This window comes from Rhodococcus sp. OK302, assembly GCF_002245895.1.
Classification (GTDB): domain Bacteria; phylum Actinomycetota; class Actinomycetes; order Mycobacteriales; family Mycobacteriaceae; genus Rhodococcus_F.
Genome location: NZ_NPJZ01000001.1, coordinates 4,145,395 through 4,171,913, shown reverse-complemented (window position 1 = coordinate 4,171,913; position 26,519 = coordinate 4,145,395). Strand labels below are relative to the sequence as shown.

Genomic DNA, 26,519 nt, shown 5'->3' with positions numbered 1-26,519 from the left:
TGATATCCCTCTCGACTCCGAAGCCCACCGCGGTGGAGCGACTCGCCCAAAGCCATGCCCGTCATCGCCCTCCTAAGAGCATTGTTTGTCGACGGCGCTTCCACAGACTCCCGGAAACTATTTGAACGCCGGCGATCCGAGAATCCGGGCGACGTCAATTTCGATGACCACGCGGGCGGGATTGACTCGCGGCTGGCGGTACCGCTCGGCGTAACGTTCGACGGCGTCGGCCACGGATTCGGCGTCATCGAGCACTCTGGCGGGGCCTTCCAGCGTGAGCCAGCGTCCGCCGTCGACGGAGCCGATCGCGGCGTAACCACCCCGGGCTGCGTTGACAGCTTTCTGTGAACCCCCGCTGGTGATGACCCGCGCTTTTCCTGCTTCCTGATCCCAGGTGAACCCGACTGCAACAACGTGCGGAGTGCCGTTCGGGCGAAGTGTCGTCAGGGTGGCGAGATGGTATTCGCGGACGAAGGCCAAACCGTCTTCGGAGAGCGCGGCCGTAGTGCGGGGGGTGATGGTCATGCCACGACGGTAATCGAGGAGACTAATGTAGTGACTGCGGGTGCAAACAACGAAGATGCCGAGACGGTTCTCCTACTGGGAGGGCGCAGTGAGATCGGTCTGGAGATAGCCGTTCGACTGGCGCCTGGTCGACGGATCGTGCTGGCGGCGCGGCGGAGTGGTGAACTTGAACAGCAGCGCCAGATGCTGCTGGATGCCGGAGCTGCCGCGGTCGGTGTTGTCGAATTCGATGCTGACGCAACCGAGAGTCATGGATCGGTCCTCGAGCAGGTAATAGCAGCCCACGGACCGATTTCGATTGCCGTACTGGCTTTCGGGATCCTCGGTGATCAGTCGCGCGCCGAAGCCGATGCTGCGCATGCCGTCGCTGTTGTGCATACCGATTACGTCGCGCAGGTAAGCATCTTGACTCATTTGGCGGAGTTGATGAAGCGTCAAGGCCGCGGCAAGATTGTGGTCTTCTCGTCGGTGGCGGGCGTGCGGGTGCGGCGCGCAAACTACGTCTACGGTTCGGCCAAAGCAGGTTTGGACGGTTTTGCCAGCGGGCTCGGTGACGCGTTGCACGGCACCGGAGTTCAACTGCTGCTGGTTCGGCCGGGATTCGTGATCGGAAAGATGACGGAGGGTATGACGCCGGCGCCGATGTCGAGCACACCGTCGCAGGTTGCCGACGCCGTCGTTCGTGGTCTGAAATCCGGAGCTACGAGGGTGTGGGTGCCCCGGATCCTGCAGCCTGTGTTCTTTGTGATGCGACTTCTGCCGCAATCGATCTGGCGGCGGATGCCGCGATGATCGTGCGTGAACCCGTTGTTGTCGTCGGCTTGGGCGCCGACGGCTGGGACGGGTTGTCGGACGCCGCCAAGCGTGCGGTTCAGGGAGCGCAGGTGCTGATGGGTTCGCCTCGGCAACTGGAATTGATCCCGCGAATCGACGACCAGTCGGTTGACCGCATCGTGTGGCCGACGCCGATGATCCCAGCCCTACCAGGTTTATTCGAGGCCAACGCTGATCGGCACGTTTGTGTGCTGGCCAGCGGCGATCCGATGTTCCACGGGATCGGCGTCACGCTGGTGCGTCTGTTGGGTGCCGACAACGTTCGGGTGTTTACGCACCCGTCGTCGGTTGCATTGGCCAGCGCGCGAATGGGCTGGGCATCGGCCGATGTGGAGTTGGTGAGCCTGGTCAATCGCAGCGCCTCGACAGCGTTGGCAGCGGTCACTGCGGGAGCTCGCCTGTTGATCTTGAGCAACGGCAGCGCAACGCCGGGTGAGGTGGCCGCGTTGTTGGCCGAAGCAGGCTTCGGTCGATCTGTCTTGACGGTCCTGGGACAACTCGGTAGCCCGACCGAATCGCGGACCGTTGCGCTAGCGCAGGACTGGGATATCGACTCCGCGGATGTTGATGCATTGAATATTGTTGCGGTGGAATGTGTCTCGGACGGTACCCGCCCCCGGCTGACGCGCACCCCCGGACTTCCCGATGCTGCCTTCTCCGGTGACGGTCAGATGACCAAGCAGGAGATTCGCGCTTTGACGCTGTGCGCGCTCGCGCCGGCTCCCGGCGAGTATTTGTGGGACATCGGCGGCGGCTCCGGAACCATCGCGATCGAATGGATGAGAACTCACCCACGCTGCACGGCAACAACTTTCGAGCGGGTTCCGTCCCGCGTTTCGCAGATCGAGACCAATGCCCGGGCATTGGGTGTCCCGGCTCTCGATGTGCTGGGCACGGCGCCCGAATCGTTTGCAGAAGTGCGTCGTAGTCCCGATGCGATTTTCATCGGCGGCGGCGTCACCCAACCTGGAATGCTCGATGCCTGCTGGTCTGCGCTCGACATCGGCAGCAGGCTCGTCGCCAACGCGGTCACTGCGGAATCGGAAGCGCTGCTACTGGAGTGGTTCACGCGTTACGGCGGAACACTGCGCAGGCTGCAGGTGCAGCGTGCCGAACCCTTGGGAACATTCAACGTGTGGCGACCTCAACTGCCGGTAGTGCAGTGGTCGGTGACCAAAAAGCTGACGCTCGAAGATAGCGTCGACAAGTCGGAGGAAAACTCGAAATGACCGTCCACTTCATCGGCGCGGGGCCCGGTGCGGCCGATTTGATCACGGTGCGCGCGCAGCGAATTATCGCTTCCAGCCCGGTGTGCCTCTACGCGGGCAGCCTGGTACCGGCAGAACTGCTCGAATCGTGCCCCGCCGACGCGCAGGTTGTCGATACGGCTCGATTGAGCCTCGACCAGATCACGGCGCTGCTTATCGCCGCAGATTCCGCCGGGCATGACGTCGCGAGGTTGCATTCCGGCGACCCGTCAATTTTCAGTGCAGTCGCTGAGCAGGCGCGACGCCTCGACTCCGCAGGAGTCCGGTACGACATGATTCCCGGTGTTCCCGCATTTACTGCCGCTGCCGCCGCGCTGGGCCGTGAACTGACAGTGCCGGGCGTATCGCAGACAATTGTTCTGACCAGGGTGTCCACCTTGTCGACGGCGATGCCTGATGGTGAGGATCTTCGCTCGCTCGGCCGAAGCGGCGCAACGATGGTGATTCATCTCGGCGCGCACCGGATCGAGCAGATCGCTTCCGAACTGTCCGAGAATTACGGGTCGGACTGCCCCGTGGCTGTGGTTGCGTTCGCGTCGAGGCCCGAAGAAATCGTGGTTCGTGGAACTTTGGGATCGATCGTGAATCTCGTGCACGAGGCCGGCATCACCAAAACTGCTGTCGTGATCGTGGGCCGGGTGCTGACCGCGGAAGGTTTCCCGGACAGCTACCTGTACTCGGCTGCGCGTGAGCGGATTACGCACTGAACGAGCAACGCCGGCGCCGGGTGCTTGTGCTCGGCGGCACGGGTGAGGGACGCGAAGTCGCTGCCCGCTTGGCAGATTCGTCCGACCTCGACGTTGTGACGTCTCTGGCGGGTCGTGTCCGTGACCCTCGGTGGCCTGAGGGTGAAGTTCGGGTAGGCGGATTCGGGGGAGCGGAAGGGCTCGCGGAGTGGCTGCACGAGAACAGCATTCAGGCTGTGCTCGACGCCACGCATCCTTTTGCTGCTCGTATCACCGCCAATGCGCACCAGGCCGCCGCGGCCTGTTCGATTCCGTTTGCGATCTGCCGACGTCCACCGTGGCCACAACGTGACGGCGACACGTGGCTTCCCGCACGCGATCTCGATCATGCAGCGGAATTGGTACCGACACTGGGCAGGCGCCCGTTCCTGACAATCGGCCGGCAAGGTGTATCGGCGTTTGCCGGCGTTCACGGCGTAGATTTTCTGATCCGGTCCATCGATCCGCCGAGTGGCGAGATGCCGGAGTCGTCGACGTTGATCTTGGCGCGGGGGCCGTTCGACGTGGAATCAGAGGTCGCGCTCATGCGGCGCCACGACATCGACGTCGTGGTGACCAAAAGTAGCGGCGGCGATCAGACGTACGCCAAAATTGTTGCTGCACGAGCGTTGAAACTTCCCGTGGTGATGGTGTCGCGCCCGCTGGCGCCGACGGGTGCGCACACCTTCGATTCACCGGATACGGCCGCGCAGTGGCTCGAGTCTGTCCGAGGTTCAGAGCACGGATGACAACACCATCTGGTCGGTTTCAGGTTCGTCTAAGGTTCGCGGCACATACTGGAAACATGTGGGGAACGGGCAACAAACACCGAGGTCGGACATGAAGGTGTCCGTTCCCGTTCTCGGCCGTCGCCAGCATCCGGCGATCCATGTCCGAACGCTCCACGCCCGCGTGAAACTTCTCACGGCAGGCTTGGTGGCGATCGCTGTGATCGCCTCGGCGGCTTCGGTGTACGTCGTGTTCAACGCGTATCTGCAAGGCAATGTCGATCGGCAATTGGAACGCACGGCTGAGGCTATCGTCGATACCGTCAACTTCGGCGGGGTCACACCGGTTTTGGGGTTGACCACGGGAGCCGACACCGCAGTGATTCAGGCTGTCGGATTGGTGACAACGGATGGGGCGTTGGTGACCGCCACTCCCGGCCTGCCGCCGTTCAGCACCAGCAGTGACGCAATCAAATCCATCGCACACCGCGCGTCGGGTCCGACGATTGCGACGCTGGACGCCTATCGGGTGCTCGTCAGTCCGTCGGTCGCAGGTCAGACGCTCATCGTGGCGCAGTCCTTGGGTCCGACCCGTTCGGTGTTGAAACGGCTCGCGGTTGTGTTGGCTGCGTTGGGTGCAGCGGGTATTGCCCTCGCCTACGCAGCGGGAGATGCGGTGGCGCGCACCGGGTTGCGGCCGATTTCTCGATTGACCGCGGCAACACAGCGCGTCGCGGCTACCGATGATCTGACACCGATACCCGTCACCGGAGACGACGAGTTGGCTTCGCTGACTGTGAGTTTCAATCGAATGCTCGGAACGCTCTCGGAGTCCCGGACGCGTCAACGCGGGTTGATTACCGAGGCTGGTCAGGACTTGTTGGCTCCGTTGACTGCACTGCGGACCAACATCGAATTATTGATGTCGATGGACTCGGCGTCAGGCGCTGTATCGGAAATGGAGGTAGGTATTCTGCGAGACGAAATTTCCAACCAGATGATGGAACTGACGGTCCTGGTCGGAGAGCTGGTCGATCGCGCGCGGGTCGACGAAAGCGCATCAGGGAGAATTGATTCTCCACTGTAACGAGGCTCTCACCAGGGGATTATTGGTTACGAAATATCTACCGGTAGTCCAACGCTGATAAGTTGGGGGAATTGTGAATATTCTGGGTATAGCCGGAAAGTAGGTGCAAACCGAAAGGGTTTGCGGGGGCGGGGCCTCGAGAATGTGAAAGGGGTTTCAGTGGTCAAGCAAGCACGCGCCGAGTTGACTCGGCAGCAGATTGTCGCCGGTGCGGCAGCACAATTCGAGAAGACTGGTTACGGCAGCACGAGTATGAGCGACATCGTCGCGGGTGCCGGGACCACGAAGGGTGCGTTGTACTTCCACTTCGCGTCGAAAGACGAATTAGCGCAGTATGTGATCGCTGAGCAGCATCGGATGTCGATCGAATCTGTTCAGGCGATTTCGGCTACCTCTTCGTCTCCGCTCGAACAATTGGTGATGCTCACGCACGAGATGGCTCGACAGATAGTCGAGGAGCCAATTGTCCGCGCCGGTATTCGATTGACGTTGGAACTGAGCACGTTCGAAGGCCCGGTTGAGCCGTATGCGGATTGGATCGCGGCGAGTACCGATCTGGTACAGCGAGCGAAGGACGCAGGCCAGGTCAAGGGTTCGGTGGACATCGGTGCGCTGGGACGTTTCATTCCGGCGGCCTTTACCGGAGTTCAACTGGTATCCAATGTCATTGCTCGGCGTGCGGACCTCACGGAACGTGTCGACGAGATGTGGAAATTGATTTTGCCCGGAATAGTGTCCGATGCACTCTCCGGGGATGTCGACACATTGGTCAATAGTCGTTGGGTACCTGTGGCGGCATAGCCGTGTCAGACTGCCCAGATGACCGAAGAGCCGTTGACCTATCCCGAGGTGGGTTGTACCAGCGGTGAACTGCCGGCCGGCTATCACCACGTTCGCGAGAGCGCGGTAGTCGGGTTGGGCCGCGCAGAGTTCTCGACTGCCGCGGACACCGTCATGTCCTGGGGGATGCACCGCAGGGCAGGATTGCGGGTGCGGTCCGCAGCGGAGACGGCGGTTGCCGGGCAGGACGCTACGTTCGGATTCGGCCCGGTGTCGATTCCGGTACGCGTTGTCTATGTCGTGGACGAGCCCGACCGTCGGGGATTTGCGTACGGAACGCGTCGCGGCCACCCGGAATGTGGGGAAGAGTCGTTCATCGTCACATTCGACGAGGTCAGCAAACAGGTTCGCCTCGACATCACCGCATTCTCCAAACCTGGGACCTGGTGGGTACGGCTCGGAGCCCCAATTGGTCGATTGGTGCAGAAGTGGGTGACGCGGCGCTATATACGCGCTGTGATCGTGAAGGATTTCACTCTCTGAGCGAGTGAAATCCTTCACGATCAGTTAGGGATAGCGGCGCGGCGTGAACACTTGCCGACCGGATCCGGTATCGACGACCTTTGTCATCGAGGAGCCGACTATCAACAATGTCCGCATATCGATTTCCGACGGTTCCAATTCCCCGAGTGTGACAATTCGAACCGATTCCTCGGCGCCGGCTACATCGCGGCCGATGATCACGGGTGTTTCCGGGGAACGGTGTTCGAGGACGAGGTCCTTCATTGCCTGGACCTGCCACGTACGCGACTTCGACGCCGGGTTGTAGACGGCAAACGCCATGTCGGCGGCCGCGACAGCAGAAATACGGCGCGCCACGACGTCCCACGGCTTCAGGCGATCAGAGAGTGAGAGCACGGCGTAGTCGTGTCCCAAGGGAGCGCCGACGCGACTGGCGACGGCATTGGCCGCCGTCATTCCCGGAAGAATCCGGACGGGAACATTGCACCACTGGTCTTCGGCGGCAACTTCGAGAACTGCTGCCGCCATCGCGAATACACCGGGGTCACCGGACGAGACCACAGCGACACGGGCGCCGTTCTTGGCGAGGTCGAGGGCCATGGCCGCACGTTCCGCTTCGACACGGTTGTCGCTGGAGTGACGACGCTGCCCGGGCCGTGTCGGGACTCGGTCGACGTACGGACCGTAGCCGACAAGATCCGTTGCGAGTGAAAGTTCGTGGGCCACTTCAGGTGTGGTCCACGCGGTGTCTCCGGGGCCGAGGCCGACGACGACAACCTCGCCGCGTGAATCCTCTTGCGCTGCCGGGTTGTTCGATGGACTCGGTACGATCGCGATCGAGAAGTACGGCACACCGCCGGGATCGACATCGCCCGCAGCTTCGACGCGCTGACGCGTCGTACTTGCTCGCTCGACGTAGTGGGCTTCGGCGAGTCGGCCGGAGTCTTCGAGTGATCGCAGGACCGGAGGGAAGGTGCGGCCCAGCTTGAGGATCGCAGCGGAGTCGGTCTCTTTGAGCCGCCTGGTCAGCTCGGCCTGAGGGAGGGTTCCGGGAAGGATGGTGAGGATTTCATCGCCCTCGACCAGCGGCTTTCCGAGAGCAGCCGACGCGGCGCTCACCGATGTGACACCGGGAATGACCTCGGCTTCGAAACGAGGGGCGAGGCGTTTATGCATGTGCATGTACGAGCTGTAGAACAGGGGATCGCCGGCAGCGAGTAGCGCCACGGTGCGTCCGGCCGCCAGATGTACGGCCAACCTTTCGGCGGCGGCCTCGTAGAATTCGTCCATCGCACCCTGGTATCCACCGGGATGATCGATGGTTTCGGTGGTAACGGGGTAAACGAGGTGTTCCTCGATCTGGCCCTCACGCATGTAGGGCGCCGCAACCGCGCGGGAAATGCTCTTGCCGTGCCGCGCCGAGTGGAAGGCGATGACGTCGGCCTCACCGATAATGCGGGCAGCCTTGACGGTCACCAACTCGGGATCGCCGGGTCCGATGCCGACACCCCACAACTTGCCTTCGCTCATTCTACTTCGCTCGCAATCGCATTGACGACGGCCGCAGTGATGGCGCTGCCACCGCGTCGGCCTCGTAGTACCAAATGTTCTATGCCGCTGGGATGTTCGATCAGTGCTTCCTTCGATTCGGCTGACCCGATGAATCCCACGGGCCCGCCGACGATAGCAGCCGGCCGGGGCCCACCCGCTTCGATCAGATTCAGAAGATGGAACAGCGCTGTCGGTGCATTGCCGATCGCTACGACGGCACCTTCGAGCTTGGGTCCCCACAGTTCCAGCGCGGCGGCAGAGCGGGTGTTGTCGATGTTGGCTGCCAGTACGGGAACTCGCGGATCTCGAAGTGTGCAGATTACTTCGTTGTCCGCTGGGAGGCGCTTACGGGTGATTCCGGCGGCGACCATGTTCGCGTCGCAGAAGATCGGCGCACCATTTCGCAGTGCGGTCCGGGCAGCAGTGATGACGCCCGGCGTGAACGCGATGTCGTCAACCAGATCGACCTGTCCACTGGCATGAATCATGCGCACGACAGCTTGCGAGACATCCGCCGGGAAACGGCTCAGGTCGGCTTCGGCCCGAATGGTGGCAAAGGACTGGCGATAAATTTCCGCACCGTCACGGATGTACTCGATCATGTGCCACACGATAGAGGCATCACCGAACTGTCGGATTAACCCGGTAACCATCACCCGTTGCGATCACATCAGCTACGTCCCCGCGGGGACGTCCGCACGAACGGTCACAGCCGGCCCAGTGTTGACGGCCTTCGATCGGCAGTTTCTCCTGCTCGACGGCGGTGATTGCGTCGGATCGAACGTCGGCGAGTGACTTTTCGCAACCGGGGCTTCCGGTGCAGGCAGTGACGTCGAGCCACGGTGAGTTCTCGTCGAAGATCAAGCCCATTGGAGCGAGCACGCGCACTACCTGCTCGGCCGCGCCTTCGTCGAGGTCGAAGATCAGAACCGAACGCCACGGGGTTACGACCACGGGCTTTTCGATGGCGGCCAGGAACTCCGCGAGCCGTGCGTCGAGGAGTCCGAACTGCAGTCCGCCGCCCAAAGCCACCGTTCCGTCGCGCTGTTCGAGCCAGCCGATCGCCGGACCGGCGTCGGGCGAAAGGTCGATTGCACCGGCGAATTCGGCGCCGAGGCCCAGGTGGTCGATGGTTCGGGCGATTCCGTCAGGTACCTCGGCGAGACGCCAGTGCTGGTCCCGCACTGCGAGGAAGGCGTGGGCTGCGTCGAGGAGCAACGAGATGGCATCGTCCTCGTGGACGCGGTGGCTGGTGCGATGGCCGGCGAGAACCAACGAGTGCTCGGTTTCGCTGTGCGCGTGGAGACCGAAATCGCCGTGCAAGCCGCTGATGTCGCCGCGGCCGTCGTCGAGCGTGAACAGGGTTCGACCAGGTAGATCAGCTAATGCGTGATCGGATTGAACCGCGGAATCGAGTTGCGTCACCAGGTTGCGGATATCGGCTACGCCGCCGATGCGCCCCGAGAGTGGGGAGGCCAGAATGTTGCGGACACGCTCGTGCGTCGCCGACGGCAGCAGCCCCGCAGACGCGATCTGCTCGGCAAAAGCGTTGGGGTCCTTGACCGCTCGCAGCTGGATGTTTCCACGGGACGTGAGTTCCAGCTGCCCGTTGCCCAACCTGCGGGCGGCGTCGGCGAGGGTCTGCAACTGTGGCGGCGTCAATACTCCGCCGGGCAGGCGCACACGGGCCAATGCGCCGTCGGCGGCTTGGTGAACCTGCAGTGCACCGGGGCACGCATCTGGTTGTGAACGGTCCTTCGGCATGGTTCCAGGGTACGGCTGTCAGGTCCGCGGACTCCTGACCGGTAGCATCATCCGACATACGTGACAGTAGTTGAGGAAACCGGTGAGAAACCGGTGCGGTCGCGCCACTGTGAGTGAATCGAGCGGATTGTTTCCGTTTGTAAACACGAGTCAGACCCTCAACTGCCGTCGATGACCGAGCTTGGCCACGGGGCGCGAAACCCCAGGAAGGTTTCACCCGTGATTCTTCTGCTTTCGACGTCCGACACCGATCTGCTGAGCGCCCGCGCCGGCCAGGATGTCGGGGACGACGTCTCCTACCGCTGGGCCAACCCGTCGAGGCTCCTGGTCGCGGAAGACCTGCCGCCACTGCTCGAAGGCGTCGATCTCGTTGTCGTTCGCATCCTCGGCAGCCGTCGCACGTGGGAAGACGGCCTGGACATGGTCCTGGCGAGTGGTCTGCCCGTGGTGGTTCTGGGCGGCGAACACGCGCCCGACGCCGATCTCATGGAGTGCTCGACCGTCTCCGCGGGTGTCGCTGCAGAAGCACACAACTACCTGGCCGAGGGTGGCGCGCACAACCTGGCGAACCTGCACCACTTCCTCTCGGACACAGTCCTGCTCACCGGTCACGGCTTCGATCCGCCAACTCGACTTCCGTCGTGGGGCATCGCCGATTTTGCCCCCGAAATTGCCGAAAACAGCGGCCCCGTCATCGCGGTTCTCTACTACCGCGCACAGCACCTGGCCGGAAATACCCGCTACATCCAGGCATTATGTGATGCAATCGCTGACGCCGGTGGAACTGCGCTCCCGATCTACTGCGCATCACTGCGCACAGCGGAATCCGAACTTCTCACCACGCTTCGACGCGCCGACGCCATGGTCGTGACGGTTCTTGCAGCCGGCGGAACAAAGCCGGCAACAGCATCAGCCGGTGGAGACGACGAAGCCTGGGACGTCGCTGCCCTCGCCGCGTTGGATGTCCCGATCCTGCAGGGACTCTGCCTGACCAGTAGCCGCGCAACCTGGGAAGAGAACAGCGACGGGCTGACCCCGCTCGACGTCGCGACGCAGGTTGCCGTTCCCGAATTCGACGGCCGCATCATCACGGTGCCGTTCTCGTTCAAGGAAATTGACGCCGACGGTCTCTCCACGTACGCACCGGATCCGGAGCGCGCGGCCCGCGTCGCCGGCATCGCGGTACGCCACGGCAAGTTGCGGCATATCCCGACAACCGAGCGTCGTATCGCGTTGATGCTCTCGGCTTACCCGACCAAGCATGCCCGTATCGGCAATGCTGTCGGCCTCGACACCCCCGCCAGTGCAATCGATTTGCTCACCGAAATGCGTTCCGCTGGTTACGATCTCGGACCCATTGACGGACCCGATGCAGTGCCGGGTCTCGCGGCAAAGGACGGCGACGCCCTCATCCACGCTCTGATCGCCGCCGGCGGTCAAGATCCCGACTGGCTTACCGCCGAGCAGCTCGAAGGCAACCCGATCCGCATCTCGGCATCGCGGTACCGCGAATGGTTCGCGACCCTGCCGGAAGAACTGCGCAGCGGAGTCGAAGAGCACTGGGGTGACGCGCCCGGTGAGCTCTACGTTGATCGCTCGCAGGACCCCGAAGGCGAAATCGTCATCGCCGCACTGCGATTCAACAACATCGTTCTGATGGTCCAGCCGCCCCGGGGATTCGGCGAAAAGCCCGTCGCGATCTACCACGATCCCGATCTGCCCCCGAGTCATCACTACCTTGCTGCGTACCGCTGGATTGCCGCTGCGCCCGAGGCCGGTGGATTCGGAGCCGACGCCGTCGTTCACCTCGGTAAGCACGGCAACCTTGAATGGCTGCCCGGCAAGACACTCGGCATGTCCAGCAGTTGCGGGACCGATGCCGCGCTCGGTGACCTGCCACTGATCTACCCGTTCCTGGTCAACGACCCGGGAGAGGGAACGCAGGCCAAGCGCCGCGCACACGCAACGTTGGTGGATCACCTGATCCCGCCGATGGCGCGCGCCGAAAGCTACGGAGACATCTCCCGACTCGAGCAACTTCTCGACGAGCACTCCAACATCTCCGCTCTCGACCCGTCCAAACTGCCGGCCATCCGCCAGCAGATCTGGACGCTCATGCGCGCCGCCAAAATGGACCATGACCTGGGACTTGCCGAGCGGCCCGAAGAAGACGTGTTCGACGACATGCTCCTGCATGTCGACGGTTGGCTGTGCGAGATCAAGGACGTCCAGATCCGCGACGGACTGCACATTCTCGGCCGCGCACCGCAAGGCGACGCTGAAATCGAACTCGTTCTCGCGATGCTCCGTGCCCGCCAGATGTGGGGCGGCGAACACACGGTTCCCGGTCTGCGTGAGGCGCTGGGCCTGAGCGAGGACGGCGACGAATCGCGCAACCGCGTCGACGACATCGAAGCGCAGGCACACGCTTTGGTTCGCGCGATGTCCGAAGCCGAGTGGAATCCTTCGGCTGCCGAGGAACTCAGCGACGACCCGACGGTTGTGAAGATCTTGCAGTTCGCGGCCACCGAGGTGGTTCCGCGGTTGCGTCAGACCGACAACGAGATCAAGCAGGTTCTGCATGCGCTGAACGGTGGTTTCATTGCGGCCGGACCCAGCGGATCACCGCTGCGCGGGCTGATCAATGTGTTGCCCACGGGCCGTAACTTCTACTCGGTGGATCCCAAGGCGGTTCCATCTCGCTTGGCGTGGGAGACGGGTCAGGCGATGGCAGAATCCCTCGCGGCGCGGTACCTGGCCGATCACGGCGAGTACCCGCGCTCGGTCGGCTTGTCGGTGTGGGGGACCGCCGCGATGCGTACCTCCGGGGACGACATCGCCGAGGTATTCGCACTGCTCGGTGTCCGTCCGGTGTGGGACGAAGCCAGTCGGCGCGTCGTCAGCCTCGAGGTGATCGATCTCGAAGAACTCGGCCGCCCCCGTATCGACGTCACTGTCCGCATTTCGGGCTTCTTCCGTGATGCGTTCCCGCACGTCCTGGCACTTCTTGACGACGCCGTGCAGTTGGTTGCCGCACTGGACGAGACGGACGAGCAGAACTATGTTCGGGCCCACGCGCAGGCAGACCTGGCCGAACACGGTGATGCCCGGCGCGCGACCACTCGTATTTTCGGCTCCAAGCCCGGGACGTACGGCGCCGGCCTGCTCCAGTTGATCGACTCGAAGACCTGGCGTGGCGACGACGACCTCGCCGAGGTGTACACCAACTGGGGCGGCTTCGCCTACGGACGCGGCCTCGACGGCATCCCCGCTGCCGACGACATGCGCAGCGCCTACCGTCGAATCAACGTGGCGGCCAAGAACACTGACACCCGTGAACACGATATCGCCGACTCCGATGACTACTTCCAGTACCACGGCGGCATGGTTGCCACCGTTCGTGCCTTGACCGGCAAGTCTCCCGAGGCATATATCGGTGACAGTACCCGGCCGGAATCGGTTCGGACACGCACACTTTCGGAAGAAACGGCACGAGTTTTCCGGGCGCGCGTCGTCAATCCGCGGTGGCTCGACGCCATGCGCCGCCATGGATACAAGGGTGCCTTCGAGATGGCGGCTACCGTCGACTACCTCTTCGGCTACGACGCCACCACCAACGTTGTTGCAGACTGGATGTACGAGAAGCTCGCCGAGACTTATGTTCTGGACGAGCAGAACCAGAAGTTCATGACGGCCTCCAACCCGTGGGCATTGCACGGCATCGCCGAGCGATTGCTCGAAGCCGCCGAGCGCAAGATGTGGGAGCACCCGGAGCAGAAGACGCTCGACGGACTGCGTCAGGTGTATTTGGAGACGGAAGGCGAACTCGAAGGCGAGTAGTCCCAGCGTCCCAAAGGTTGTCGGCAGGTGTGCGCATAATGTCTGAATGGCTGTTTGCACGCGATTTCGTCGGGACGGTGTCCGGTGCACCAACGAGACCACCAATTACGACGGTTGGTGCCGCGACAGTGATTGTCACGGGTTTGCGCGTTCGGAACACTCGAAAGCTCCCGTGTCAGTCGGTTCACCGCGCGGGACGTCCAAGCACATCCGGATGTCGCAAGATACTCCCATTGGGGACATCACGATCGAGGATGTTGCGGACGTCCGCGTCTCGCTGCGCGCCGTGGACAGTTTCCGGTACCACCACGGTGGGGATCTGAAGGCTGCAGAGATTCAGTTGCGCAGCATGCTGGAAGATTTTCTGCTCAAGTCTGCGCGATTCCTATCGGGCGGTGGGTACCTGCAGATGTCCAGAGATGGCTATGCACTGGTCCTTTCGCCTGACCGGGGAACCATCACCGGCTATTCGACTGTGCACCGTGAACGCACTTGGGAACAGGTCAAGAGCGGCGTTAAATCCCGTTTCAAGAACCGCGGGGAATCGACTGCTCCACGGCCCCAAGTGGGGCCGCCGGTGTCGACGGCAGATTTTGCCGACAACTTCGAGCCCACTTCCGTGCACCTCACCGCGCGGGTGCGTCAGTCCTTCGCCCCGATCTGCGGCATACCGAGGACGGCGCATGCCGAGCTCGAGGCCGCAATTCGTGCAGTGATCGGTGAGTGGAAATCCGGGACCGTCGCGCACCTCGGCGACGGCCCCTTCGAGCTCGAGATCGACGGCCGATACTGGCTGGTCTCACCGGACTGCCGCGTGCTGATCGGGGTCAGGGACCACTCATTCCAGAGGCAGTGACTATCGCTTCGATCTGATGATCTCCGCAACGTTGCGCTCGGCCAACGCAGTGATGGTCAGTGACGGATTGACCGTGCCGGTGCTGCCGGGAATTGCAGCACCGTCCATGACGTAGAGACCGTCGTATCCCTTGACCCGGCCGTATCCGTCGGTGGCCTTGCCCAACACCGCGCCCCCGAGTGGATGAGCGGTGAACGAGGAGTTGACGTCCTGAGCCAGCGGCAGCGTGCCCGGCAGAGTTGTGCCGGCAAACGACATCTTGTTCTGCACTGCGCGTAACGCTTCCACGGTTGCGGCGCTGCCGTTTTTGGGCCAATTCAAAACGACGCGGTTGGACCGGGCGTCGTAGGTGAAATCTGCTCGCTGCGAATCGAGGGTCATGCCAAGGCTGCCGAGCAGTCCGATATTGACGGGAACGCCTGGTACATGCCAGTTTTCGAGCGAGAGCGGCATTCCGGTTTCGTCGACGATACGCGAAGCGGACGGTGCGGCCTGAGCATTGCCGTCGCTGAATCCGAAGGAACGCACCATGGCGCCGTCACCGTTGGTGCCCCAACCCTTGCCGATGTGTTCGTTGAGGTTCGGCAGCGCACCGGTCGCTTGGGCGCGCACCAATAGTTCGGAGGTTCCGATCGATCCGGCTCCGAGAAACAGGCGATCACAGGTGATGGTGCGACGGCTGAGAACCATCCCGGTGGGATCGCTTGATTCGACCTCGACGATGTATCGTCCGTCGCGGTCACGCCCGATGCTCAGCGCCTGATGGCCGTAACAGACCGTCGTTTTTCCGGTTGCTTCGGCGGCCGGAATGTAATTCTGGTTGAGGTCGAACTTGGCGCCGTTGGAGTTACCCATGTTCGTCTCGCCGGCAGAGGCTGACGGCCTGGCGCCGCCGCTGAGTTCGGAGCGGACAACATCCCAGTTCCAGATTCCGTCGATGCGCTGCGGGTCGAAGCCGGCGCGGCGGGCATCTCGATCCCAGCGACGTGAATGCCCGAAATTAGCGGTCTGGTACAAATCTTCGGGTAGGGGACTGAGACGAAGCATCTGCCGGACCTTGGGATACCAGGTGGATGCCATCTCGTCGTAGCTCAACGAGTTACCGAAGACAGCGTCGAAGAATCGCCGCTCCGGCGCAATCATCACACCGGTGAAGATGACGGAACCGCCGCCGACGGCAGCTCCACGCCAGACCGAGATGTTCTCGTAGTCGGTGGCGTCGAGAACTCCACTGAAGTAGTCGCAGACCACTGGCAGGCCGGTGAGGTTGGTGAACGACGTCCGGCGGAACACACCACGGCCGTCAGCGAGGAGGTCGGAAGTGTGGATTTCGCGAAGCGGATCCCGTGGCCAGCGCAAACCTCGCTCCAATACCGTGACCGCAGTGCCGTTCTGCGCGAGGCGCAGTGCCGTCGCGCTGGCACCGAATCCGGAGCCGATCACGATGGCTTCCGAATGAGCCGGCGCCGGCGGAGACGGAACGAACAGCTCGGGAACCAGGTTGCGGTAGTGATCGGCGCCCATGGGTAGTGCGTGCCGCGGCGATGGTGCTGCGTGCCCGACCGCGGTGGATGTGAGCGTTGTCGTAGCGGTAACCGCCACGCCGACTCCGGCTGCCTTCAAGAAATTTCGACGCTGCATGATGAAAAAATCGACTCCAGAAGCCTCGTAAATACAGTTAACGAAAGAATAGCTCGAGGTTGGTTTTTCTCATGCACCGAGATTGGGCGAAGGTGCCCAATGTCGGTATTTATCGGACAAATGGTCAATTATCAGACCGGTGATGCGGTCGCTGGGGATTATCTGACGTCTCTAGTTGCCTGATTGTTGGTGCACACACCTATCCTCGAGGGGTGAACCCAGACTTCAAACGAGTGACCGAATCCAAATACGTCTTGCTGACCACCTTCCGCAAAGACGGCACACCCGTCGCAACACCGTTGTGGGCTGCGCCCGACGGTGAGCAGTTGTTGATGTGGACGGTCACCGATTCGTACAAAGTGAAGCGGATCAAGCGAAATCCGTCAGTGACGATTGCCGCGTGTGATGCTCGTGGCAATCCCAAGGGTGAGCCCGTAGCCGCAAAGGCGGAGATTTTGGATGGACCCGGAACGGATCATGCGCGCGATGCGATTGCCCGTCGGTATGGCATCATCGGCTGGATCACCATGAAGGGCAGCCTCCTTCGCCGCGGCAAGACCGGCACCATCGGGCTGGCGATTATTGCTGCGTGACCTCAGTTTCCGGTGGTCAAGACCATGCGGAAGCGGGCCTTGCCGGTGAGCATCTTCTCGAAGGCGGTCCCGGCATCGTCCAGCGGCGCCTCCTCGGTCCAGGCCCGCACCCCGGTTTGGGCGGCAAAGCGCATAGTTTCCTCGATGTCGAGTGCGGTTCCGGACGCATGACCGTAAATCTTCTTGGTATTGTTGATGAACTGCAATCCGCTGAGCTGCAACAAATCTGGTGTTGCTCCGACGATGACGAGTTCGCCCCGTCTTCCCAGTCCGTCGAAGGTGGCGGTCATCGCCTCGCCGTTGGTGACCGTCGCTAATATGACCTTCGCGCCGCCCAGGGATTGCAGTGCGTGTGCGACGTTGTCGGTGGTGCTGTCGATGTAGTAATCGGATCCCAATTGTTTTGCCAATGAAGACTTTTCAGCGCCTCGGGCAATAGCGACGGTGACAAAGCCCATGTGGTGAGCAAATTGCACGCCGAGATGGCCCAGCCCTCCGAGCCCCAGGATCGCGACAACGTCGCCAGCTCGTGCGGCACTGCGACGCAGGGCGTTGAACACGGTTACTCCGGCACAGGCGAGTGGCGCTGCCTCGACGGCAGAAAGCTCATCTGGAATGGCTGCCAGTGCAATCGCGGGTACAACGACGGAATCCGCGAACCCTCCGGGGTAAGCGACACCGGGAATCTGCAACTTGGCGCAGTTTATTCCGTCACCGTCACGACAGGCGTCGCAATATCCGCAGCTACCGCCGTACCAGCCGACCGCAACGCGTTGGCCGAGCGCCCAGCCGTCCACTCCGTCTCCGACCGATTCGATCCGGCCGGCGATCTCATGGCCGGTGGTAAGCGGAAATGTTGTGCCGGGAAGTAGTCCGCCCGTGATCATCGCATCGGAATGGCAGACGCCGCAGGCCTCGACGGTGACGCGTACGTGGCCTGCTCCAGGCGGCGGGGTGGTGACCTGCGTCCGAACGAATGCGCCACCAGGTTCGGCGGTGTGCATTGCTCGGGTATTCGAGAGTGTCATGGCGTGTCCCTTCGCTGAAAGGCTGATGGTCGTCCTCATTCCAGACTCGTCCAGAACTCGGTCATTAGCCACGGGACCTACAACGGTTTCTTTCCTCGGGGACGGCACAGGCATACGTCGGCACAAAAAACCTCCGGAGCTGTGGCCGAGCGGAATCGCCCGACATTGCTCCGGAGGTGTGACGTTGGCCAGATTTCAGCTCATTCAGCTACCGAAAAGACTGAGCGATCCCAGCGATCCGGTCGACGAACTCCGATCGCTCACGGTGACAGTGAAGGTGCCCGAACCGATCGAGGGAGAACCAGCCCGGATGCTATGGACGGTGCAGGTCACAGTCGTCGTACCGACTGGAAATGCAATGGTCGTATTCATCGGGACAGCGACGTTCTGCGGTCGGGTACATCCGTCCAACGTCACGCCCTTCGCTCCCGCCGGTGCGGGAATCGTGACGGAAGCGCCATCCGCCGATGATGCAGTCGATCGGATGTTTGCCGGCACAACGCTGGTGCCGGTCAGTTTCGCTTTCGTCAGGTCCGTGCCGGTCAGGTCCGTCCAGGTCAGATCGGCGCCGGACAAGTTGGCGTCGGCGAGGTTCGCGCCGGTCAGGTTCGCGCCGGTCAGGTTCGCGTTCTTCAGGTTCGCGTCGCTCAGGTTCGCATTGATCAGTTCGGCGTTGGTCAGGTTCGCGTTGCCCAGGTCTGCCCCGCGCAGGGTTGCGTCGGACAGGTCTGTTCCAACTAGTTTCGCGTCGGTCAGGTCCGCACCGGACAGGACGGCGCCGACCAAATTCGTACCGGCAAGCTTAGCTCCGGAGCAATCGGAGACTTCGTTTTCAGATCCGTTCCACACCGGGTTCGGTACGTAGTGTGTGCATGTAGTGCGGAGGGTGTCGGCGACACTAGCGGCCGCGATTCCCGTTCCTGCTGTCAAGATCGCGGCTGCAGCGAGAACGGCACCACCGCACGCGGCAGCGACCCGGGTACGGCGGACGTGATCGATTGTTGTCATGTGAACTGTGTGCCCTTTCCGAACTGATCTCCGCACGGGTGCGGTGCGGCCACGAGAGCAACCACGGCCTCCGAACATAACGAACATTCACCCCATCTGGGCTCGATTGGGCAGAGCGGGTTTTCGGGAAACAGCGCGACCGGCAACTTGTTGTGGTCCACTCGAACCGGAAATAGCGGGCGTTGCCCGTTGTCAGCAGAGAGAAGAAACGGAGAAGCGATGCAGAAGTTGCGGTACAACGCTCCAAAAGTGGGAGCTAGGGGCCGATTGGCTCTGACAGCACTGACGGCTGTGCTGATTACCGCTTCTGCCAGCACCGCATCGGCGCTGCCCACCTGGGGGCCACTTGCCCCGGCGAACCCGTTCCTCGGACCTCAAGGAACCTCGACGATGCACGGAGACGCAGGTTCTTCGGATGCAACCCCGTTGGCTGGTCCGGGTACCGGAGCACTGGCAGTGGAGTCGCTTCCCTTGGCATCAGCATGCCCGACGTTGCTCGAAGGCTCGGACGGTCTGGTTTTGGCGTTGTGCACCAGCGTTCTCGGACAGGTTCCGACCCTGCATCTGATCGACACTTCCGACTTCGAAACGGGCTCGTTGGGTTCGTTGGGTATGTTGGCCGGATCGTCGGCGCCCGCAGCTTCCGTTGCGCAGCTCGAATTCCCGAAAAGTAGCCTGCTCGGCGGTGTCTACGCCTACTTGGACAACGAGGACCGGCTTGTTGCGGTCTTCGGTGACAACAAACTTGTGCGAGTGAAGCACGAGCAGTCAACGGACGGCGCCTGGCGACTATTCGTCGATCAGTCTGTCGACCTGAGTGGTTCGATCCCGGCCGGAGACAGTGTTACCGGCCTGGCGCCGGACTGGCAGGGCAATGTGTGGTTTGCGACCGGAGCCGGCTTGGTCGGCCGAGTGGATGGGGGAGGCGTCACCCGGACTGTGCAGCTGCCTGCCGGGGAGGGAGTGCAGAACTGAGGTTCACCCCGAAAAGTGGACAGTGGTCACGCGACCATCAAGGTCGCGGTCAGTGACTTTTCGTAGTTCGTGGGGCTGAGCATCCCGATCGTGGAGTGCCTACGGCGAGTGTTGTAGATGTGCATCCAGTTGTCAACTGCAGCAACTAATTCCGATGCATAGGCGAAAGCGTGTCGGTAGTAGTACTCGTGCTTGAACGTGGACCACAGACTCTCCGCGCCGGCGTTGTCCCAGCATATTCCGGTAGCTCCCATCGAACGGCGCAGCCCGTACCGTTCGCACGCCTGCTTCATGATGTCGGCCGTATATTGACTTCCTCTGTCCGAGTGCATGATTGTGCCGGCGACATCCCCGCCGCGAGCTGCTACCGCCATGTCCAAGGCTTCGATGACCAGTTCGGTCCGCATGTGATCGGCCACCGACCATCCCAGAACCTTCTTCGAGTGCTCGTCCTTGATTGCGCACAGGTACATGTCACCTTCACCGCAGGTCAGGTACGTGATGTCGGAAGTCCACACGGCGTCGACGCGGCCCTGATCGAACCGTCGTTGCACCAGGTCGTCCGGAAAGGAAGCAAACGGGTCGGCGACGGTGGTACGGATTTTGAACGTGCGCGGGCTGATTCCGACGATGCCGAGTGACCGCATGATCTTCGCGACGGTCTTCTCGGTAATAATCTCCCCGCCGTCGTGAAGTTCGGCGGTGATCCGCGGGGACCCGTACACACCTTTCGATTCTCTGTGGATGTCGAGGATCTTCACTTCCAGGTCCGCGCGCCGCTGTTGCCGTTCACCCAATCGTGTTCGGACACTGCGTTCTTGGTGTTTGTAGAAACCGGAGGTCGAGACATTGAGGAGTCGCGCCATCCGGTGGATCGCGAAGTTCGCGCACTCCGCAGCGATCAACGTGTAGAGCTCTACTTTTGTTGATGCGCCGCGAAGTACGCGGACGCTTTTTTCAGGAACGCTATGTCTTTCTCCTGCTCGGAGACCTGCTTGCGCAGTCGTGCCAGTTCGGTACGTTCCGCGGCGGTCAACGGTTGATCTCCGGACGTTGCAGCAGCATCGATGCGTCGTCGTTCGTCGGCGACCCACCGCCCGAGCAGATTCTCGCTTAACCCGAGGTCGCGGGCGACCTCGGCGATGGTGCGGCCGGTATCGATCACCCGGCGGGCGGCTTCGACCTTGTACTCGGTCGTGAACGACCTGCGCTTGCGGGACATGAGGACATCCTCCCAGCGGAACCTTTAGTCCCGCTATCTCGGTGTCCACCATCCGGGGTGAACCTCAAACAGTATTTCCACCTCGCCGACCGGTACTGCCGTCGCAACTACCCACGCCTTGTATCAGCTCAACGCAATGCAGGATGGCACACCGACGATCGACTGGCGTGCGCCCTACGATCGCGGCAGTGCGCGTAAGCCGGGCCAACTCAGTTGGGGAACCGGTTCGACTCCCACCTACTTCGGTCCCAACGGATCCGACTACCTGACCATTGTCGACAGTGCCGACACTCAGGTGAATCTTCTGGTCTACCGCGCATCGACCGGTGAAACTGTCTGCAGTCAACCAGTTCTCACCACCGGAGGCCCAGGCAGTGAGAATTCGCCGATCGGCATCGGCAATTCCGTATTTGTTGCCAGCACTTACGGATATCCCTACCCGGCGCAGCCTGCCGGCGCCGGACCCACCGTCCCTGCCAGCGCGCCGTTTACCGGCGGAATGACCCGAGTTGATGTCGACGTCGACGGTGAAGGTTGCCACACGGTCTGGAACAACGATGCTCGCAGCTCGGCTGTGCCACATCTGTCGACTGCCGATGGCAATCTGTATACCGTTGTGCGTCAAGTGAACTCGCCTTCCGGTGAAACTTCACCGGCCGACGGATTCGCTTTCACGGTGATCGATCCGGACACGGGAAATATTCTCACGACGCGGGATATGCCCGGGTCGATGATCAACGACACCTTGCAGATGTCGGCCCTGATCGACTCGTCGGGTAACTATCTGCAGGGAACGATCAGCGGAATGATCCGAGTAAGCGGCCAGTAGAATCGGTAGGTGATCGCCCCGCACACTCTTCAGTGTGTGGGGCGATTTTCTGGATCCAGTGTCACCGTGACGGTTACCCGGCCGCGGGCGTCACGGTGACTGACCGCGTGTCCGGTGCGGTCGACACCGTTGAGGGTGGCTGTTACCGGGGCGCCTTCATTCCGGAAATTTCGCCACCAATTCTTCTTGTCGGGCAGGGCAACCCTGATGGTGAGTTCGTTTCCTGATTGCGTGAACGACACAGGGAGCGTGAAGGTCTTGCCCGACTTACGTCCGGTGTAGGTGAGGACGAGCATCGACTTGCCGGCGTACTTCCCCAGGACGGGGATGTGCGTTGTGGCCAACACGATCTTGTTCACTGCGGCAGCGATCTTCTGAAACGTGTTCATTGTTTGATCCTTCCTGTTTCGGCCAACTTAATCAGCTCACCGGTTGTCACCGCAGGAAACTGCCCTGTCAGCGGACCACCAGGTCATGGTCGGTGGCACTGAGGGTGATCGCCGCGATATGCCGGTCGCGCATCCAGTCCCGGACAAACGCGTCCAGCGCGGGATTCGATCCTCGGGCCGCGTACGCTTCCGCCGGGATCTCGATCGCCCCGACGAGATGGCGCGGGTTGGCGTCGAGGCCGGGTGCGCGGGGTGTCATCCGGAGTCCGTCGGCGGTGTGCAGGATGACCGGAATGGCGGTGCCATCCGGTGCGGTCACGGTCGCGGTCCGAGTGGTGGCGACCGGGTCGAAGTGGTCCACCTCCAACCGGTAGCCGGATGGCTGCGCGTGCTGGCCGATCGCGTCCAACATGCGCGGGTCCACCACCGTGTACGGAAATCCGATGTCGATCAGTGTCTGGCCGTCGATGGCGCCGTTGCGCGCAGGAAGGTTCGTGGACAGGTTCCACGGGGCCGCGGGGGCCAGAGTGTCGGTCGAGCGGTCCGTCGGCGAGTTCTCGATCGGCGTACCGAGGAGGTCTGCGCCGGTCGGTGTGAATTCCCACGTGCCGCCCACGAGATCCTTGTGCCAGAAACCGGATTCGCCGCCGCTGCGGCCCTCCACGCGTAACTCCCGTCGATTCGGTCCGGGGCCGAGAGAGTGCACACTGATCGCGGACGTGATCTCGCCGGGAATCTTGGGTTGGTGCACCCACTCCGGCGCCGGCAGTTGGATCGCGGCGGTGCTGCGGTCGAGAGTCTCGACGACGAGATTGGGTGCGGTCGGCTTGCCCGACTGGTCGTCCCAGCTGTAGCGGAAGAAGATCGAGTCGGATCCTGACGAGTCGAAATCGAATGTGCGGGTGTACATGTCGCCGTACTTGTTCATCACGAAGGTGGTCGATCCGGCCCCCGACAACGATTCAGCCTGGAACCGTCCGCCGAGCGGCCCGCCGATTTCGTAGCTGTCGTCGTTGGGCAGCCACGGGTCCGCGTAGGTGATGCGGCTGCCGTCCCCGGTCAATGCGGGGAGCATCGTCATCTTGCCGAATCCGACGTAGTGAATTCGGCCTGCGATGTCGGTGAAGGTCTGGTTGTCCCAGGGCGACGACACACTCAGCGCCCACCCGTTCGGCCGGTCCCCGGGTAGTTGCCGGCCAGCGCCGGTCCACAGGGGTGCGCCCCACGCGGAAGTCCAGTTCCAGAACAGCGGGTCCTGGGACGCGTTGTCCATCGTGTAGATCCAGCCGTTGTCGTCAACCGCGACGAGTTCGTCGTCGTCCAGCGATATTCCGACCAGTCGTCCGCGCAGGCACTCGGGCATCGGCACGTAACGCCAGGGCTCGGCCGTGGGCGCACCGGCGTCCCGTGGCCGGGTGAGCAGGTCGTGGCCAACGAGTGTGAAGTCCCAGAACCGGTTGAACTGGGTGGTCGGAGTGCGAACCTCGACGGATGTCGGGGCGGCCGGGCCGGTGAATGTCGGCAGATTGGTCAGGCCGACTCGGCCTCCGCCGGAGGGTGCCCCGGGTGGAAGTTGGGCGGTCCCGAACGGTACGCAGCCCGCCGGTCCTGTTGCGGCGGGTGCGGCCGCAGCGAGGGGCATGGGCAACAGCAGGGTTGCTGCGAGGAGGATGCCGACGCGGAGCAGTCTCTGTCGGTGTGGTTGCGAATTTCCACGGCTGGTGTCGTTCACCGTCCGAGTGTCGCACGATTCGACACGTCGATTCCATTGATGGTGACGTGTCGGTCGCGGCGTTGGTGGTTCCGGCGCGGACTCAGAGTCCCCAAACCGATTGCGATCCTCTGCTATTGGAAACCTAGTTTGCTGCCGACTCGCGTCCTTGGATGGCTGAGATCACAAGATTGCTCTTGGGCAAACTCACTCCGGACTGCACGGCGTCGACCCACTCTGCCGTCGTGGCGACTGCAGCAAAGTTCGAGTGCAGAAGGACCATGAGGGTCCTGTGCAGTGACTCGGCTGATACCTGCCCTGCCTCGTTGGCCAAGTGGATCGACCCGGTGGCGTCGGCGAGAATCTCAGCGGAGAACCCCAGGGCGTCGGACTCTGCGGCGGTCGCAAGGTCGCAGTTGTTTGTCATGTAGCCGACGATCGTGATGGTGTCGACGTTTCTCTCACGCAACCATTCGGCGACACCGGTTCCGGCGAACACGCTTGCATACTGCTTTTGTACCTGCATCCACGCCGGATCGATGAGTTCCTCGAGTTCGGGGTGGAGCGACCAACCGGCCGTACCTTCGGCGAAGATCGGGGCGCCTACGGGTGTCCGGTGCGACACGATGACGACTGGGACTTCGTTCGCAGCAGCAACTTTAATCGTGCTGAGGATATTGGCCAGAGACTCGTCGCGCGGCGGGTACTGGATCTGCAGAGGTCCGTCGAAGTACTCCTGCTGGACGTCGACGACGATGAGGGCACGGCGGGGGATAGACACAGTTGATCACTCCTGGAAGGTCGATCGGGTTCAGCTTCGCGTCGGCGACGCTCTTTACCCATTCTTCGGTAGGTCGTTGGCAACAGTGAGTGGCACGGGTGCATACTTTCGATGACTTTGGGCCAACATTTTGGGGATCACATGCGAATTGCCGTCTACGCGTTCGACACCATCACGATGTTCCACCTCGCAGCACCGCTGATGGTGTTCGGCGAGGTAGGTCGTCTCGGGCTCGCACCGGCCTGGGAAACCAGACTTTGGTCTGATCGAGCAGGCGATGTTCGCACTGTCGAGGGGTACTCGATCGGCGACGTAGCGGGACCGAGCACACTCGATTGGGCCGATATTGTGGTCATCCCCTCCTGGCCGCTGCCACTTTCACCGATCAGCGAGCGATTACGAGCACAGCTGTCCAACGCGCACTCTCGCGGCACTCCGATTGTAGGGTTGTGCCTCGGAGCTTTTGCTGTTGCCGACGCCGGGTTCCTCGACGGACGCTCCGCCGTCACCCATTGGGAGATGATGCCCGCACTCGCTGAACTCCACCCCAGCATCCGCTTGGACGAATCAGTGCTCTACATCGATCACGACGATGTCATGACTTCTGCGGGGACGGCTTCCTCTATCGACGCGTGCCTGCATCTCGTGCGGAAGTACCTTGGATCGGCAATCGCCACTCGGGTGGCTCGGAGTCTCGTCGTTGCACCGCACCGAGAGGGTGGACAGGCGCAGTACATCGAGCGACCACTCGCGGAACCGGCCAGCGACACAGCCGTTGCGAATGTACTGGAATGGGCGCTGGGGCGACTCGACGAGCATCTTTCCGTCGACCGACTCGCAGCCCAGGCGCGGATGAGCCGATGAAACTTCGTACGGCAGTTTCGCCTTTCCACCGGTACTACACCGGCACGCTGGATTCTCGAACAACGACTGGGCGAGGCTCGTGTTCTCCTGGAAACGACAGACTGGAGCATCGAGGCCGTCGCAGTCGCATGTGGGTTCGGAAGCGTTGTCACCTTCCGGCAAAACTTCGTATCCGAGTTCGCAACCACCCCATCCTCGTATCGGAAGCAGTTCGCCGATCGCTCTGGTACTGGTAGGCGGACGGAACAGCACTGAGCGTTGTCGCCGTGCAACCGGCAGCTCGAGGTGCTTACGTGGCTCCGCCGCTCAGTTTGTCTGCAGCTGCGATCATCTCGGGGATAGCGGCTCGGGCGAGTTCTTCCGATGCCGTGATCAAGGTCAGGCATCCGGCTGGCTCGTTAGCTGGTTGTTTCAGGGGTACACCGAGTCCCCAATAGCCGGGCTCGACCTCACCGTAGCTGAGAACGAAACCGTCGCGGCGGGCGTCGGTTACCCGACTCGACTCGCCGGGAAGCGGAGGTTGACCGGCGAGTAAGGCATAGCCGGCTGCTCCGCGGTCTATGGGATGGCGACCACCCTCACGGAACGATACCCAGTAGCGAGCATTCTTCGGTTCGACCACCGCGACGGCTACCGCTTCGGTGCGTTCGCCGACGAACAGTGCGACGCTCGCGCCCAAGGAATTCGCGAGTCTGCGCAACAACGGTGTTGCTTCGTCCCGTAGTCCTGCGTAGAGGTCTCGAGCCAGTGCTGCCAATCCACCAGCGGCGCGGTACTTACCGTCCGTACTGCGTTTGATGAGCCGAAAGTCCGCGACCGTGGTGAGTAATCGCGACGCGATGGTCCGATGGACGCCCAGCGCGTCGGCAACTTCCTGGATGGTCATCCCGTCGGGCGTGGTGGCCACCAATTCGAGAGCCTGCAAGCCGCGGGCTAGTGTCTGCGAGCCTGGTTGTTTGACGGACGACCCATTTGATTCTGAAGTCACTGTATGGACT

The 26,519-nt window shown here is 62.2% G+C and carries 23 protein-coding genes and 3 pseudogenes; 13 read left to right on the top strand and 13 right to left on the bottom strand.

Features of this window, described 5'->3' with window-relative positions; all coding sequences use genetic code 11:
- Positions 1 to 117 precede the first annotated feature (117 nt).
- A complete protein-coding gene (locus tag BDB13_RS19195) occupies positions 118 to 525 on the bottom strand; it encodes a PPOX class F420-dependent oxidoreductase (RefSeq protein WP_094273060.1) in 408 nt (135 codons plus the stop codon).
- Positions 526 to 555: 30 nt separating this feature from the next.
- On the opposite strand from BDB13_RS19195, the gene BDB13_RS19190 reads away from it, so the two are divergent.
- The 7 genes from BDB13_RS19190 to BDB13_RS19160 all read left to right on the top strand — a co-directional run bounded on the left by BDB13_RS19190 (position 556) and on the right by BDB13_RS19160 (position 6,490).
- The gene (locus BDB13_RS19190; protein WP_254922878.1) at positions 556 to 1,317 is read left to right on the top strand and encodes an SDR family NAD(P)-dependent oxidoreductase; all 762 of its coding nucleotides are present in this window, start codon (positions 556 to 558) and stop codon (positions 1,315 to 1,317) included.
- Positions 1,314 to 2,588, top strand: coding sequence for a precorrin-6y C5,15-methyltransferase (decarboxylating) subunit CbiE (cbiE, locus tag BDB13_RS19185; RefSeq protein ID WP_176459622.1), 1,275 nt, complete (start codon positions 1,314 to 1,316; stop codon positions 2,586 to 2,588). Before BDB13_RS19190 ends, cbiE begins: the two co-directional genes overlap by 4 nt.
- Positions 2,585 to 3,334: a precorrin-4 C(11)-methyltransferase gene (cobM, locus tag BDB13_RS19180; protein ID WP_094273057.1), complete on the top strand. Its 750-nt coding sequence runs from the start codon at positions 2,585 to 2,587 to the stop codon at positions 3,332 to 3,334. Before cbiE ends, cobM begins: the two co-directional genes overlap by 4 nt.
- A gap of 20 nt (positions 3,335 to 3,354) precedes the next feature.
- Positions 3,355 to 4,101 (top strand): cobalt-precorrin-6A reductase, encoded by a 747-nt coding sequence (locus BDB13_RS19175; protein WP_094273055.1) that lies wholly within the window; start codon positions 3,355 to 3,357, stop codon positions 4,099 to 4,101.
- A gap of 91 nt (positions 4,102 to 4,192) precedes the next feature.
- Positions 4,193 to 5,167 (top strand): HAMP domain-containing protein, encoded by a 975-nt coding sequence (locus BDB13_RS19170; RefSeq protein ID WP_206041521.1) that lies wholly within the window; start codon positions 4,193 to 4,195, stop codon positions 5,165 to 5,167.
- A 159-nt stretch (positions 5,168 to 5,326) separates the two neighbouring features.
- Positions 5,327 to 5,968, top strand: a complete 642-nt coding sequence (locus tag BDB13_RS19165) for a ScbR family autoregulator-binding transcription factor (RefSeq protein ID WP_094273053.1) — start codon at positions 5,327 to 5,329, stop codon at positions 5,966 to 5,968.
- Between the two features lie 18 nt (positions 5,969 to 5,986).
- Positions 5,987 to 6,490: a DUF1990 family protein gene (locus BDB13_RS19160; RefSeq protein WP_094273051.1), complete on the top strand. Its 504-nt coding sequence runs from the start codon at positions 5,987 to 5,989 to the stop codon at positions 6,488 to 6,490.
- A gap of 24 nt (positions 6,491 to 6,514) precedes the next feature.
- Here the strand turns inward: BDB13_RS19160 and cobJ are convergent, their stop codons facing one another.
- From cobJ to cobG, 3 genes are read right to left on the bottom strand one after another with little or no spacing between them, the layout of a single operon-like run.
- Positions 6,515 to 7,999: a precorrin-3B C(17)-methyltransferase gene (cobJ, locus tag BDB13_RS19155; protein ID WP_094273050.1), complete on the bottom strand. Its 1,485-nt coding sequence runs from the start codon at positions 7,997 to 7,999 to the stop codon at positions 6,515 to 6,517.
- Complete coding sequence (locus BDB13_RS19150) at positions 7,996 to 8,622, bottom strand: precorrin-8X methylmutase (protein ID WP_094273048.1); 627 nt, start codon at positions 8,620 to 8,622, stop codon at positions 7,996 to 7,998. Before BDB13_RS19150 ends, cobJ begins: the two co-directional genes overlap by 4 nt.
- A gap of 19 nt (positions 8,623 to 8,641) precedes the next feature.
- Entirely contained in the window at positions 8,642 to 9,784 is a 1,143-nt protein-coding gene (gene cobG, locus BDB13_RS19145) for a precorrin-3B synthase (protein ID WP_094273046.1), read from the bottom strand.
- A 219-nt stretch (positions 9,785 to 10,003) separates the two neighbouring features.
- Between cobG and cobN the strand changes: the two genes are divergently transcribed.
- Both cobN and BDB13_RS19135 read left to right on the top strand, forming a co-directional pair.
- On the top strand, positions 10,004 to 13,624 hold the full coding sequence (cobN, locus tag BDB13_RS19140) for a cobaltochelatase subunit CobN (protein ID WP_094275033.1): 3,621 nt from the start codon (positions 10,004 to 10,006) through the stop codon (positions 13,622 to 13,624).
- A gap of 214 nt (positions 13,625 to 13,838) precedes the next feature.
- Positions 13,839 to 14,480, top strand: coding sequence for a hypothetical protein (locus tag BDB13_RS19135; RefSeq protein WP_141210662.1), 642 nt, complete (start codon positions 13,839 to 13,841; stop codon positions 14,478 to 14,480).
- Here BDB13_RS19135 and BDB13_RS19130 read toward each other — a convergent pair whose 3' ends face one another.
- Positions 14,481 to 16,121: a GMC oxidoreductase gene (locus BDB13_RS19130; protein WP_094273042.1), complete on the bottom strand. Its 1,641-nt coding sequence runs from the start codon at positions 16,119 to 16,121 to the stop codon at positions 14,481 to 14,483.
- A gap of 212 nt (positions 16,122 to 16,333) precedes the next feature.
- Here BDB13_RS19130 and BDB13_RS19125 point away from each other — a divergent pair, with 212 nt between their 5' ends.
- Entirely contained in the window at positions 16,334 to 16,714 is a 381-nt protein-coding gene (locus BDB13_RS19125; RefSeq protein WP_094273041.1) for a PPOX class F420-dependent oxidoreductase, read from the top strand.
- 2 nt (positions 16,715 to 16,716) lie between these two features.
- Here BDB13_RS19125 and BDB13_RS19120 read toward each other — a convergent pair whose 3' ends face one another.
- Both BDB13_RS19120 and BDB13_RS19115 read right to left on the bottom strand, forming a co-directional pair.
- The gene (locus BDB13_RS19120) at positions 16,717 to 17,742 is read right to left on the bottom strand and encodes an alcohol dehydrogenase catalytic domain-containing protein (RefSeq protein WP_176459621.1); all 1,026 of its coding nucleotides are present in this window, start codon (positions 17,740 to 17,742) and stop codon (positions 16,717 to 16,719) included.
- 204 nt (positions 17,743 to 17,946) lie between these two features.
- Entirely contained in the window at positions 17,947 to 18,750 is an 804-nt protein-coding gene (locus BDB13_RS19115; protein WP_206041518.1) for a pentapeptide repeat-containing protein, read from the bottom strand.
- Between the two features lie 219 nt (positions 18,751 to 18,969).
- Between BDB13_RS19115 and BDB13_RS19110 the strand changes: the two are divergent.
- Positions 18,970 to 19,722: pseudogene (locus BDB13_RS19110) on the top strand (hypothetical protein); the annotation flags it as partial.
- A gap of 29 nt (positions 19,723 to 19,751) precedes the next feature.
- On the opposite strand, the gene BDB13_RS19105 reads toward BDB13_RS19110, so the two are convergent.
- Entirely contained in the window at positions 19,752 to 20,630 is an 879-nt protein-coding gene (locus tag BDB13_RS19105) for an IS3 family transposase (protein ID WP_176459483.1), read from the bottom strand.
- Between the two features lie 11 nt (positions 20,631 to 20,641).
- Positions 20,642 to 20,947: a transposase gene (locus tag BDB13_RS33030; protein WP_094271004.1), complete on the bottom strand. Its 306-nt coding sequence runs from the start codon at positions 20,945 to 20,947 to the stop codon at positions 20,642 to 20,644.
- 67 nt (positions 20,948 to 21,014) lie between these two features.
- Here BDB13_RS33030 and BDB13_RS19095 point away from each other — a divergent pair.
- A pseudogene (locus tag BDB13_RS19095) lies at positions 21,015 to 21,776 on the top strand (hypothetical protein); the annotation flags it as partial.
- Between the two features lie 29 nt (positions 21,777 to 21,805).
- Here BDB13_RS19095 and BDB13_RS19090 read toward each other — a convergent pair.
- From BDB13_RS19090 to BDB13_RS19080, 3 genes are all read right to left on the bottom strand, one after another.
- A complete protein-coding gene (locus BDB13_RS19090; protein WP_094273036.1) occupies positions 21,806 to 22,165 on the bottom strand; it encodes a nitroreductase/quinone reductase family protein in 360 nt (119 codons plus the stop codon).
- Between the two features lie 67 nt (positions 22,166 to 22,232).
- Positions 22,233 to 23,807, bottom strand: a complete 1,575-nt coding sequence (locus BDB13_RS19085; protein ID WP_094275032.1) for a hypothetical protein — start codon at positions 23,805 to 23,807, stop codon at positions 22,233 to 22,235.
- Between the two features lie 214 nt (positions 23,808 to 24,021).
- A complete protein-coding gene (locus BDB13_RS19080) occupies positions 24,022 to 24,657 on the bottom strand; it encodes an isochorismatase family protein (RefSeq protein WP_094273035.1) in 636 nt (211 codons plus the stop codon).
- Between the two features lie 141 nt (positions 24,658 to 24,798).
- Between BDB13_RS19080 and BDB13_RS19075 the strand changes: the two are divergent.
- Positions 24,799 to 25,776: pseudogene (locus tag BDB13_RS19075) on the top strand (GlxA family transcriptional regulator).
- 34 nt (positions 25,777 to 25,810) lie between these two features.
- Here BDB13_RS19075 and BDB13_RS19070 read toward each other — a convergent pair.
- Positions 25,811 to 26,509, bottom strand: coding sequence for an IclR family transcriptional regulator (locus tag BDB13_RS19070; RefSeq protein ID WP_094273034.1), 699 nt, complete (start codon positions 26,507 to 26,509; stop codon positions 25,811 to 25,813).
- Between the last annotated feature and the right edge of the window lie 10 nt (positions 26,510 to 26,519).

Excerpts from the sequence above, each read along its gene's own strand:
- BDB13_RS19195 (WP_094273060.1), bottom strand. The coding sequence starts at position 525 with ATGACCATCACCCCCCGCACTACGGCCGCGCTCTCCGAAGACGGTTTG.
- cbiE (WP_176459622.1), top strand. The coding sequence starts at position 1,314 with ATGATCGTGCGTGAACCCGTTGTTGTCGTCGGCTTGGGCGCCGACGGC.
- cobM (WP_094273057.1), top strand. The coding sequence starts at position 2,585 with ATGACCGTCCACTTCATCGGCGCGGGGCCCGGTGCGGCCGATTTGATC.
- BDB13_RS19170 (WP_206041521.1), top strand. The coding sequence starts at position 4,193 with ATGAAGGTGTCCGTTCCCGTTCTCGGCCGTCGCCAGCATCCGGCGATC.
- BDB13_RS19160 (WP_094273051.1), top strand. The coding sequence starts at position 5,987 with ATGACCGAAGAGCCGTTGACCTATCCCGAGGTGGGTTGTACCAGCGGT.
- cobJ (WP_094273050.1), bottom strand. The coding sequence starts at position 7,999 with ATGAGCGAAGGCAAGTTGTGGGGTGTCGGCATCGGACCCGGCGATCCC.
- BDB13_RS19150 (WP_094273048.1), bottom strand. The coding sequence starts at position 8,622 with ATGATCGAGTACATCCGTGACGGTGCGGAAATTTATCGCCAGTCCTTT.
- cobG (WP_094273046.1), bottom strand. The coding sequence starts at position 9,784 with ATGCCGAAGGACCGTTCACAACCAGATGCGTGCCCCGGTGCACTGCAG.
- BDB13_RS19135 (WP_141210662.1), top strand. The coding sequence starts at position 13,839 with ATGTCGCAAGATACTCCCATTGGGGACATCACGATCGAGGATGTTGCG.
- BDB13_RS19130 (WP_094273042.1), bottom strand. The coding sequence starts at position 16,121 with ATGCAGCGTCGAAATTTCTTGAAGGCAGCCGGAGTCGGCGTGGCGGTT.
- BDB13_RS19120 (WP_176459621.1), bottom strand. The coding sequence starts at position 17,742 with ATGACACTCTCGAATACCCGAGCAATGCACACCGCCGAACCTGGTGGC.
- BDB13_RS19115 (WP_206041518.1), bottom strand. The coding sequence starts at position 18,750 with ATGACAACAATCGATCACGTCCGCCGTACCCGGGTCGCTGCCGCGTGC.
- BDB13_RS33030 (WP_094271004.1), bottom strand. The coding sequence starts at position 20,947 with ATGTCCCGCAAGCGCAGGTCGTTCACGACCGAGTACAAGGTCGAAGCC.
- BDB13_RS19090 (WP_094273036.1), bottom strand. The coding sequence starts at position 22,165 with ATGAACACGTTTCAGAAGATCGCTGCCGCAGTGAACAAGATCGTGTTG.
- BDB13_RS19085 (WP_094275032.1), bottom strand. The coding sequence starts at position 23,807 with ATGCCCCTCGCTGCGGCCGCACCCGCCGCAACAGGACCGGCGGGCTGC.